General features: G+C 69.2%; 10 protein-coding genes. 5 read left to right on the plus strand and 5 right to left on the minus strand.

The window, feature by feature from the left end; translation table 11 throughout:
* Positions 1-450, minus strand: a 450-nt coding sequence (locus tag CS062_RS23990; RefSeq protein ID WP_099864304.1) for an NrsF family protein, incomplete at its 3' end; no start/stop codon positions are given.
* Entirely contained in the window at positions 447-1,010 is a 564-nt protein-coding gene (locus CS062_RS23995; protein WP_099864293.1) for a sigma-70 family RNA polymerase sigma factor, read from the minus strand. The genes CS062_RS23995 and CS062_RS23990, both read right to left, overlap by 4 nt.
* A 157-nt stretch (positions 1,011-1,167) precedes the next feature.
* Between CS062_RS23995 and CS062_RS24000 the strand changes: the two genes are divergently transcribed.
* The 4 genes from CS062_RS24000 to CS062_RS24015 are packed head-to-tail and all read left to right on the plus strand — an operon-like array spanning position 1,168 to position 3,545.
* Positions 1,168-1,446, plus strand: a complete 279-nt coding sequence (locus CS062_RS24000) for a BufA1 family periplasmic bufferin-type metallophore (RefSeq protein WP_099864294.1) — start codon at positions 1,168-1,170, stop codon at positions 1,444-1,446.
* A 10-nt stretch (positions 1,447-1,456) separates the two neighbouring features.
* Entirely contained in the window at positions 1,457-2,305 is an 849-nt protein-coding gene (gene bufB, locus CS062_RS24005) for an MNIO family bufferin maturase (protein ID WP_099864296.1), read from the plus strand.
* Positions 2,302-3,063, plus strand: coding sequence for an HvfC/BufC N-terminal domain-containing protein (locus tag CS062_RS24010; RefSeq protein WP_099864297.1), 762 nt, complete (start codon positions 2,302-2,304; stop codon positions 3,061-3,063). The genes bufB and CS062_RS24010 overlap by 4 nt, the downstream gene beginning before the upstream one ends.
* A complete protein-coding gene (locus CS062_RS24015) occupies positions 3,060-3,545 on the plus strand; it encodes a DoxX family protein (RefSeq protein ID WP_099864299.1) in 486 nt (161 codons plus the stop codon). The genes CS062_RS24010 and CS062_RS24015 overlap by 4 nt, the downstream gene beginning before the upstream one ends.
* A 67-nt stretch (positions 3,546-3,612) precedes the next feature.
* Here the strand turns inward: CS062_RS24015 and CS062_RS24020 are convergent, their stop codons facing one another.
* Positions 3,613-5,730: a LamG-like jellyroll fold domain-containing protein gene (locus CS062_RS24020; RefSeq protein ID WP_099864300.1), complete on the minus strand. Its 2,118-nt coding sequence runs from the start codon at positions 5,728-5,730 to the stop codon at positions 3,613-3,615.
* 579 nt (positions 5,731-6,309) lie between these two features.
* On the opposite strand from CS062_RS24020, the gene CS062_RS24030 reads away from it, so the two are divergent.
* The gene (locus tag CS062_RS24030) at positions 6,310-7,359 is read left to right on the plus strand and encodes a pectate lyase family protein (protein ID WP_199174342.1); all 1,050 of its coding nucleotides are present in this window, start codon (positions 6,310-6,312) and stop codon (positions 7,357-7,359) included.
* 55 nt (positions 7,360-7,414) lie between these two features.
* On the opposite strand, the gene CS062_RS24035 is transcribed toward CS062_RS24030, so the two are convergent.
* Positions 7,415-8,494, minus strand: coding sequence for a glycoside hydrolase family 62 protein (locus CS062_RS24035; RefSeq protein WP_199174343.1), 1,080 nt, complete (start codon positions 8,492-8,494; stop codon positions 7,415-7,417).
* A gap of 125 nt (positions 8,495-8,619) precedes the next feature.
* The gene (locus tag CS062_RS24040) at positions 8,620-10,791 is read right to left on the minus strand and encodes a sialidase family protein (RefSeq protein ID WP_099864302.1); all 2,172 of its coding nucleotides are present in this window, start codon (positions 10,789-10,791) and stop codon (positions 8,620-8,622) included.
* Positions 10,792-10,897 lie beyond the last annotated feature (106 nt).

Consider the following 10,897-nt stretch of genomic DNA (forward strand, 5'->3'; position numbering starts at 1 on the left):
GCGCAGCGCCCACAGCAGCGCGATGCCGATCGGCAGCGCGGTCGCCGTCACGTTGAACACGCAGGTGCGCCAGGTGGTCCCCAGCACCAGCGGCATCCGCGCGGCCGGCTCGGCCATCCACAGCAAGACCGCGGCCCAGATCCACAGCAGCGACACCGGCAGCCACACGCCCAGCCACCAGCCGCGCACCCGCGCGCCGGGATGGCCCAGCCGGAAGACGACGACCAGGCCGGTGACCGCCACCGCCAAGGGCATCGCGACCTTCTGCCAGAAGTCGGCGGTGGCCATCACCAGCGGCAGGTCGGCCCGGATGCCGAAGGCGCCCTGCACCCAGGCCAGGGCCGCCAGGATGCCCAGCGACAGCGCCGCGGCGAAGCGCCGTTCCCCCACGCCCGCAGGCACCGGGCCCGCGTCCCGGGCCAGCAGTGCGATGAGTTCGTCGGTCTTCATGTCATGTCCTTCCACAGGCGCGCCAGCGCCTTCAAGCCGCGGTGCACGCCGACCTTCACCGCCGATTCGCTCATGCCGGTGAGGCGCGCGGTTTCCTCGACCGACAAGCCTTCCAGCTTGGTGTGCAGGATCGGCAGGCGCTGGCTGGTCGGCAGCCGTTCCAGCAGCCGGCCGAGGTCGCGGCGGGTGTCGCCGGCCTCATGGTCGGCGGTGGCGAACACCGCCAGGTCCTCGTCCAGCGGATCGTTCAGGGCCTCCTGCCGCTCGCGCCGGCGCCACAGGTCCACCAGCTTGTAGCGGGCCACCGCATGCACCCAGGCCGTCAGCGGCTCGCCGCGGCGATAGGTCTGGCGCTGCGCATGCACCGCCATCAAGGTGTCCTGGACCAGGTCCTCGACCTCGTCCGGCAACTGCTGCAGCCGCCGCCGGAAGTACCCGCGCAGCAAGGCGCCCAGGCGCTCGAGGAAGCGGCGGTAGGCCGCCGCATCCCCGTCCAGCCCGGCCAGGAACAGCTGGTGCAGCTCATGCTCGGTCGCGATCACCGGATCTATTCGCGTCATGGGACCGGAAGGTTACAGACGGCGCGAAAAAAAACTTCAGGAAATTTCCGGAGGCGCTGTAACCCCCGGCGATTTCGCGGCGAACTAGCTGCCGGAACGCGACGGACTCGCCGCCGCGTCCAACCCACAACCCGATTCACCGCACAAGGAGTGCCCCATGAAGTCGACCACCCTGAGCCTCGCCCTGGTCACGCTGACCGCCCTGTCCGCTTCCGCGATGGCGCAAGACGCCAAGCCCGCCACCGCCGAGAAGGAGCGCTGCTACGGCGTCGCGATGGCCGGCAAGAACGACTGCGCCGCCGGCCCCGGCACCACCTGCGCCGGCACCGCCAAGATGGACTACCAGGCCAATGCCTGGAAGTACGTGCCGGCCGGCACCTGCACGACGATCAAGACGCCCAAGGGCATGGGCTCGCTGACCGCGATCAAGTCCTGATCGGCCGGCCATGACGCGCGCGCTGGGCGCCGGCCTGGGCTTCAAGCCCGAGTTCGCGGAGGACGCGCTGGCCGCGCGCGATCCGGGACTCTGGTTCGAGGTCCATCCCGAGAACTACCTCGTGGCCGGCGGCCCGCGCCTGGCCCTGCTCGAGGCCTTGCGAGCGACGCATCCGCTGTCGCTGCACGGTGTCTCGGCCTCGCTGGGCGGCGCCGCGCCGCTCGATGCCGATCACCTGCGGCGACTGGCGGCGCTGGTCGATCGGGTGGAGCCGGCACTGGTGTCCGAGCACCTCGCCTGGAGCCGCGCCGGTGCCGCCTACGCGCCGGACCTGCTGCCAGTGCCGCGCACGACCGAGGCGCTGCGGCACCTGGTGGCCAACGTGTCCCGCTTGCAGGACGCGCTGCGGCGACCGGTCGCCATCGAGAACCCCTCGCACTACCTGCCCCTGGACCATGGCTGGGGCGAGGTCGATTTCCTGCACGAGCTGGTCCGTCGCAGCGGCTGCGGGCTGCTGGTCGACGTCAACAACGTGTTCGTGTCGGCCAACAACCTCGGCCTCGATGCCGCGGCCTGGGTCGATGCGATCGACGGCGATGCGGTGATGGAAATCCATGTCGCCGGACACCGCGCCGATGCGGACCCGTCCACCGGCCTGCTGATCGACAGCCACGACGCGCCGGTCGCGGCGCCGGTCTGGGCCCTGCTGGAGCGCCTGACCGCCCGCATCGGACCGCGCCCGACGCTGCTCGAGCGCGACGGCCACCTGCCAACGTTCGCCGAGCTGATCGCCGAGCGCGGCCACGCCCAGTCGGTGCTCGCGGCCGCCCGCCCTCTTGCGCTGGAGGTGTCCGCATGACGCTCGTCGAATTCCAGACCGCGTTCTGGCACGACCTGTGGGCCGATGCCGACGAGCGCACCCGCCACGAAGGGCCGGCCTCGCATCCCGGCTTCGCCGTTTATCGCAACACCGTCTTGAAGGGCTGCGCGGACGCGCTGCTCTCGCTATACCCGGCCGTCCACCGGCTGGTCGGCGACGACTGGATGCGGGCCGTCGCGCTCGACGCCGCGCGGGCCGCCCCGCCGGAGGCCGGCGACCTGCAGCACTACGGCGCCCACTTCCCCGCTTTCCTCGAGCAGGCGGTGGCCGGCAGCGACTGGCCCTGGCTGGGCGAGGTCGCGCGGCTGGATCGGCTCTGGAGCGAGAGCCACGTCGCAGCCGACGCGCCGGTGCTCGATCTCGCGACGATCGCGGCGCTCGATCCCGCGCGGCTCGCCGCCGCCCGCCTGGTGCCGCATCCCGCGACCCGCTGGCGCTGGTGCGCGGACTGGCCGGCCTTCTCGCTCTGGCAGGCCGCGCGCACCGCGGCCGCCGATCCGAATCCGCCGTGCTGGCACGGCCAGGGCGCGTTGCTGACGCGGCCCGCCGGCGCGGTGCTGAGCCTGGAGATCGACGGCGCCGACTGCGCGTTGCTCGAGGCCTGCGCCGCAGGCCAGGCGCTGGGCGACGCGCTGGACGCGGTCCAGGTTCGCCATGCCCGCTTCGATCCCGGCGCCTCGCTGGGTCGCCTGCTTCAACAAGGCGCTTTCGCCGCCCTCACGGAGATGCCCTCATGAACACCCTGCCGACTTCCTCGCCCCGCGCCCTGAGCGGCGCCCCCTCATCGCTGGCCGCGCTGCGCGCGCGCCTGGAACGGCTGATCTCGCACGACCTGATCGCGCTGGCCTGCCGCTTCAGCATCGCCGGCGTCTTCTGGCTGTCCGGCCGCACCAAGGTCGAGGGCTGGTTCACCCTCACCGACACCACCTTCCTGCTGTTCCGCCAGGACTACGCGCTGCCGCTGATCCCGCCGGAGTGGGCCGCCTACCTCGCCACCGGCGCCGAGCATCTCCTGCCGATCCTGCTGGTGCTGGGGCTGTTCACCCGCCTGGCGGCGCTGGGCGTGCTGGGAATGACGGCGGTGATCCAGCTCTTCGTCTATCCCTCGGGCTGGCCGACCCACCTGAGCTGGGCCGCGCCGATGCTGGTCCTGCTGGGCCGCGGACCCGGGCGGTGGTCGCTGGACCATGCCTTCGGCTGGGAGCCCGCCCAGCGGTGACGGTCCGCGCGGCCGCCCCGGAACTCCTTCGGGGCCGCCACCCTCCGCAGGACTGCGGGCGTCCGCGTCAGCGCTTGCGGGCGGTGAGCCACTTGTCCGCGCCCAATGGCTCGCTGCAGATGCGGATCTCGCCGATGCTGCCCAGGAAGCCGTTCGAGGGCGCGTTCGCGTAGACGCCACCGCCGATGATCATCCGGTCGCTGGCGCTGGTGAAGGCGATGCCGTTCGTGTTCGACGCATTGCGCAGGATGGGCGCCCCCTCCACGTACATGATGGTGCTGTTCTGCGCCGGGTCGTTGACGATGGCCACGTGAATCCAGCGCTCGGTGACGATCTCGCCGGAGAAATTCGCCGCCGGAGAGCGCGTGCCCGAGGTGCTCGGCGTCACCTCCCACTGCACCTCGCGCAGGCTGGAGATCGCGAAGATCAGCGCGCTCTCGTCGCCATCGGCGCTGGCGTCGATGCCACTGACATCGCCGCGGCGCCCCTCCCGCTCCATGATGTTCATCCAGGCGTTGTTCGCCGCCGTCCAGTTGGCGGGGAGCTTGAGGAAGGCCTCGACGGTGTAGCCGCCGCTGAAGCTCAGTCCGTTCAGCGGCGCCGTCACGTCGGTCGCGAATGCGCTCATCCGCAGCGGCGAGTTCACCGAGTTGGAGAAGCGCACGCTGCCCGGCGCGGCCGAGAGGTAGTGGTGATCGTTCGACCAGGTCAGGTCGCCCGCCTGCGCGGCGCCGCCCCGGTCCAGCGGCTGGCGTGCGATCGGGTTGGCGCCGGTTTCGTCCTGGATTACCTGGCCCACCGGCACGACGCTGCCGTCGGCGCCACCGAAGAAGCGCCAATGCGCCACCGTCGACGCCACCACCGGATAGTCCGCCGGGTCGGCCGCCGCCTTCTTGACGCTGGGCGGCGGCTCGGTGAAGTTGGTCAGCAGCGCCGCCTTGGCGCGCTCGTTGATCGGCGCGTTGCCGGACGCCGGCAAGGCGAAGGTCGGATTGAAGCGCGCGAAGCGCTTCTTGAAATCGATGGCGATCTCGAACTGGTGGTTCGCGTCGGAGAGCACCGCCACGTCGAACTCGTTGAGCGTGTCGGTCGGCTTCTGCGTGACCCACGGCGAGAACGACATCACCTTGATCTTGTTGTTGGTCAGGTCGAACTCGTACAGCCGCATGAGACCGTTGCCGCCCATGTAGGCCATCTGGTAGTCGACCACCATCTCCTCGACCGCATTGCCGAAGTCATTCGTCTTCGTCAGACGGGCGCCGCCGTGGTAATGACCGTTCAAGGTCATGAAGATCTGGTCGTTGTCGCGAATCAGCTTGTCCCACAGCATCAGCCCATAGGGAACCTCGAGCGGGCTGACGCCATCGGCCGCGATGTTGAGCAGCTGGTGCGTGGCGAGGATGGTCGGCAGCGTCGGATGCTTCGCGAGCACGCCGCGCGCCCAGGCGATGGCGGCGTCGGAGGCGCGCCAGGACATCGACAGCACCATGAATGCGTTGCCGTCGACATTGAAGACGTGGTACTCGTGGAAGCCCGACGGATCGCGGCCGCCGAAGGTGGCTTGCTGCTGCGCCCGCGTGGTCGGGAAGGCCTGCAGATAGGGCTCCTTGGCCAGGTTGCGCTGCGCATCCGTGTTGGCGGCCTGGCTGCTCGCGTCGACATAGTCGACGTCGGAGATCACATCGTGGTTGCCGGCCAGGATGGAGTACGGCACCTTGGCCGACTCCAGCACCTTCATCGCCGAATCCGCGACCTGCCACTGCAGCGGCTTGCCCTGCTGGTCGACGACGTCGCCGAGATGGATCGTGAACGGAATGCGCAGCGACGCGGCGTTGTCGGCGATCCATTTCGTCTGGGCGACATACGGCGTGGAGCCGTACTTGCGCTGGAACTGCAGGTTCTCGTCGGTGGTGGCGTAGCGCGAATAGAACTGCGTGTCCGGCAGCACGGCCAGCGCGAAGCTCGAGACCTTGGCGGGCGTTCCCACCGGCGAGCCGCCGCTGCCGGCGTCCGGGCCACTGCCGCCGCCGTCTCCGCCTCCGCAGGCGGTGAGGAGGGCGGAGCCGCCCACGGACAGGCCCAGGCCCGCGCGCAGCAGCAGACGGCGCTGGCGGTCGGGCAGGCCCTCGAGTTCACGCAGGGAGGAGAGATGGAGCGGCAGGGCGCTCGAATGCTTTGACGACATGGGCAGTGATCCAACAACGAAGAACAACAACTCCGTCACCTTGCCTGCCGGTCGTGTCATCGATGTGGCGGAGTTATCACCACGGTCGGGGAGTTGCTGACGGCATTTACCGCTTGTCACGCACTCGCGCGATGAACGCCTCTTAGCATCCGCGCCGCCGCCCTGGTCGATGGCGAGGACGGCCCGCGCACCTCTCAAATTTGGATCATGACAAGACGCACCCAGGTAGGCCCTGTGGAGTTGGCCCAGCTCCGCTACTTCGCTGCCGCATTGACGGCAAGCCTGATGACCGCCTGCGGTGGCGGCGGCTCCGACAGCGCCGGTGCCACGGCGAGCACCGCGCCGCCGACGGCCTCAAGCCCGACGCCTCCGCTCTCCCCGGCCCCCTCCCCTGCCCCTGCGCCCGCTCCGACACCCGCCCCGACGCCGGGTGCAGCTCCCGCTCCCGCTCCCGCGCCCGCCCCAGCTCCAGCGCCGACACCGGCTCCCGCGCCGACACCAGCACCAGCACCAGCACCAGCACCAGCACCAGCACCAGCACCAGCACCAGCACCAGCACCAGCACCAGCGCCCGCGCCCGTGCCGTCCAACCCAACGCCGACGTCCGCCGACGCCCACAGCGGCGGCTATGCCGGCGACGTGACCGGCGGCGGCACCGCCAATCCTGTGGTGGTCACCACGGCCGCGCAGATGCAGGCCGCGATCAATGCCTACAGCGGCTCCGGCGGCCTGGTGATCACCTATGCCGGCAGCTTCGATTTCGGCACCATTCCCGACCCGTGCGCGCAATGGAAGAAGCCGGCGGGCGACATCGTGGAGCTCAAGGGCAAGCGCGACATCACCATCCAGGGCGCCACCGGCTCCGCCGCCAATTTCGGGCTGGCCATCAAGGCCGACGCCAGCAACATCATCATCCGCAACATGACGATCGGCCTGCTGCCCGGATCCATCGACGCCATCGGCATCGAAGGCCAGAGCGGCAAGTTCCCGGGCTACATCTGGATCGACCACAACACGCTGTTCAGCTCGCTCGCTGAATGCGCTGGCGCGGGCGACCTGGAGTTCGATGGCCTGGTGGACAACAAGGCGGGAGCCCACCACATCACCTACAGCTACAACGCCATCCACGACCACCACGAGGTCGGCCTGATCGGCAGCAGCGACAGCGACTCGAGCGACCGCTACATCACCTTCCACCACAACTACTACTACAACGTCGGCTCCCGCCTGCCGCTGCAGCGGGGCGGCTACACCCACCTCTACAACAACCTCTACAGCGGCGTGATGGCTTCGGGCATCAATGTGCGCATGGGCGGCTACGCGCTGATCGAGTCCAACTACTTCGAGAACGCGAAGAACCCGGTCACCTCGCGGGACAGCTCGGCGATCGGCTATTGGGAGCTGCGCAACAACAACATCACCAAGCCGGCGGACTTCAGCAGCTACGGCGTGTCCTGGACCGATCCGGACGGCAGTCCGTCCAGAAACGCGTCGGACTGGACGACCACGGCCGCCTATCCGGTCAGCATTTCCTACAGCTACACGCCGGACGCTCCCGCCTGTGTGAAGGCCAACCTGCCCAAGGTGGCCGGCGCCGGCACCGGCCTGGCCAAGCTGAGCTGCAAGTGAGGGAACGACGAACGGAGCTTCGAAGCAGCCTCTGGGGATGACGCCGTGAGGACCCTCAGCGCTTGCACAGATCGCTGACGGGGTTGCGACCGACCGCCGTGATCAGTCCCAGCCGATAAGGCAGCTCGATGTACTCGTACTTCTTGCCCGGCGTCATGTCCAGGCCCTGGTAGAGGAACCTGAGCGGCTTGCAAGGATCGATCGCCAGGGTCTGATCGACGCCCGCGCGGATCATCTCGCCGTGGGAGACGCCCTCCGACCAGACGCGGCCCTTGAACTTGAGGTTCTCGGCGCCCGCGAACAGGTTCATCGGGCTGCCGGGGATCGGCCGCCAGTCGCCGTCGAGCCGGTCGGCCAGCCAGGCGCGGAAGTAGCGGCCGGTCGGACCCATGGCTTCGATCAGGGTCAGGTATTGCCCGGTGCCCGCGATCTTGTAGGTGTTGCTGGCCTCGAAGAGGTCTTCCCGCCGCTCGGTCTTCATGGCGAGGACGGGCGTGGAGAAGCCTTGCGGGAAGCGCTCGATCGCGGTTTCAGCGCGGAAGAAGCTGCCGTTGTCGTTGGTGAAGAAGAGATGGCATTTCCGGTCGTCACAGATGATCCAGAAGTCCAGCCAGGCGGCCTGGCCCTTGTCGTCCTTCACGACGTCGGGCGGGGCCGCGTAGAAGGGCTTGGGAGCCGTCCATGAGCGGGGATCCGCCAGATCCCGGGTGGTGGAGTACATCGGGTCGCCGCCCTGGTAGATGAGGTACCAGAGCTTCTGCGGCGCGAAGTAGAAGACCTGCGGGGCCGCGCGGTAGCCGGGCCCGATGGGCGACTTGTCGAGCATGAAGACCGGCGCCTGGGGCGCGTCCTTCCAGTCGGCGAAGCTGGTGTGGGCCATGCCCCAGCCGCCGGTGCCGGCGGTGGTGAAGAAGACGTGATAGCGGTTGTCGTGGAAGACCACCGACGGGTCCTTCACGCCGAAGAGGTTCGCCGCGTCGGCAGGCGGCTTGATCAGGGGCTCGCTGGATTCCCAGGCGAAGGCAGGCCCCGGATTCGCCGCGGGTTCCGCCGCATGAGCGGCGGGAACCAGGGCCGTGCAGAGAGCAAGCCAGAGAGCGGATCGCCCCATCGGCGTCGTGTTGAAGTTGCGCATGGTCGAAGGTCTCGGGCCGTGCCGTCTCACGGCATGCCGTCTGGGTTTCCAGGTGATCCTGCCCCGGACTGGCGTCGACGCGTCGGCAGATGCCAGCGCGGACGCCAGTGAGGGGCCGTCAGGCTTCAGTTGCTGTAGAGCAGCCCGCGGCCGGTGCCGCTGACATAGAGCCGTCCGTAGAGGTTCTGGTCGGCCGCGATCACGCCGATGCCGCCGAACTGGTGCGCGTCGTCGTTGAAGCGCTTCCAGCTGGCGCCACCGTCGTCGGAGCGGTACACGCCCCACACGCCGTTGATGGTGCCGACCACATAGACCGCTGCCGAGTAGGACGCGCCAGCCTTGGCCTTGCCCAGCGCCACCGCGGTGGCGCCCTGCACGTCGGGCCATGCGTTGCTGCCCTGGACCGAGGCGAACTGGCTCAGCTTCTGCCAGGTCGCACCCGAGTCCACCGAGTGGTACACCGCATTGCCGTCGGCCATCCAGATGTCGCCTTCGGCATTGGGATTGACCGCCATCGAGGTGACCCACCAGCCGTTGGGGGCGAGCGAGGCGGTCACCGACCCCTGGCTGAGCGCGAAGCTGTGGCCGCCGTCGGTCGAGACATAGAACCGGCCGGCCGAGGCCCACCAGGCGCCGCCCGAGTCGTAGGCATAGACCTTGTTCGGATTCTTGCGATCGACCGCCAGGCGGTAGCCGCGGTTCCAGCCGACGGCGGACAGCGCCGGCAGGTTGGTCGCGGTCCAGGTGGCGCCGTTGTCGGTGGTGTAGGACGGCACCGAGTTGGCGGGCGCCCAGACGGCCCTGTTGCGCGCGGTGACGACCAGGCTCGATTCGCTCGCCGTGTTGGTCGCCGCGCCGGCCGGCAGGCTGGCGAAGGTGGCCCAGGTCTTGCCACCGTCGCCGGACCAGTAGCCGGTGCCGATGTTGCTCGAGTTGATCGAGCCGGAGGCCGCGATGTACTGCGGATCGGACCAGGCCATGTCGGCCGAGATGCCATTGCTCCAGCCCAGGCCCGGCGCCAGCGTCGGCGTCTTCGTCACATCCGTGTGGACCCAGGTGCCGACGTCGCCCGAGCTGTTGATCAGCAGGTAGGACGCGCCGGCCGGCGGGGTCACGATGGCCTGGCCGGCGATCTCCTCGATGCCGGCGATGCTGCCGCTCCAGGTGGGCTTGGCCGACGAGGCGTTGCGCGTCTCCACGACGCCGCCACCATGCACATGCAGGATGTGATCGCGGTCGGACGGATCGATCTCGACATCGTCGACCCAGCCCGAGGTGATCTCGCCGGACATCTGCGCTTCGATCTCGCGCCAGGTCCGCCCCCCGTCGTCGGAGAGCTGCACGATCTGCTGGCCGTTCCAGTTCCCCCAGGAGTTGGTCACGCCCAGCGCGATGCGGGTGCTGGCACCGCTGCCTTGGACGGACACCCCGCCGAGGCCGAAGTTGGTGCCTGTCGTCGGGTCCACGCTCTTGAGCAGCGTCCAGGTGGTGCCATCGAACTTGTAGAGGCGGCCCGGTCCGCCGGCGCCCGGTCCGGCGTCCTTGGTGAAGACGACGTAGAACAGGCCGTCGGCGGCACGCACCATGTGCGGGATGTGGAAGCCCGAGACCGGCGTCGTGACCGCGCTCCAGGTGGCGCCGCCGTTGGTGGACCGGTACATGTTGGAGGCCAGGCCAGCGACGCTGGCGTAGTCCGGCGCGACCGCGGCGTAGAGGGTCGAAGTCGCGGTGCCGGAGCCCTTCGTGCCGGTGTCGTACACGACCAGCTCGATGCCCATCGCGCTGCCGCCGGCCGCCTTGATCTGGTCCTGCGTCATCTTGGCGGTCGACAGCGCGCTGACTTGCGTCCAGTTGCGGCCCGAGTCGCTGCTCTTCCACAGACCGGCGGTGCGCGAGCCGTAGAACAGGATCGACGGCTTGTTGGGATCGACCATCAGGCGCTCGCCCATCGCGCGACCGCCGTTGTTGCCGCCTGTCGAGAACGGCAGTTTGACGTAGGTCCAGTGATCGCCGCGATCGCTCGAGATGTACAGGCGCGCATCGGCCTTGTCGGAGTTGTACATGCCGGCGGCCATGTACACGAGCCGGTCGTCGTTCGGGTCGACGGCCATGCTCTCGATGCCGTGGTAGGAGCTCTCGGCCGCGCTGAAGCCGAGGCCGTCGGTGATCGGGGTCCAGGACGACGCGGCCGGGTTCCAGCGGTAGGCGCCGCCGATATCGGTGCGCGCGTACAGCAGGTTCGCCGTGGTCGGATGGAACACCAGGCCGGTGACATAACCGCCGCCGCCGAACTTCATGCTGTTCCAGGTGGTCGCCTGCGACGGCGAGGGAGCGGGTGCGGGTGCGGGTGCAGGCGCCGGGCTGGGTGCAGGCGCCGGGCTGGGTGCAGGCGCCGGGCTGGGT

Source organism: Roseateles chitinivorans, assembly GCF_002761755.1.
Classification (GTDB): Bacteria; Pseudomonadota; Gammaproteobacteria; order Burkholderiales; family Burkholderiaceae_C; genus Roseateles; species Roseateles chitinivorans.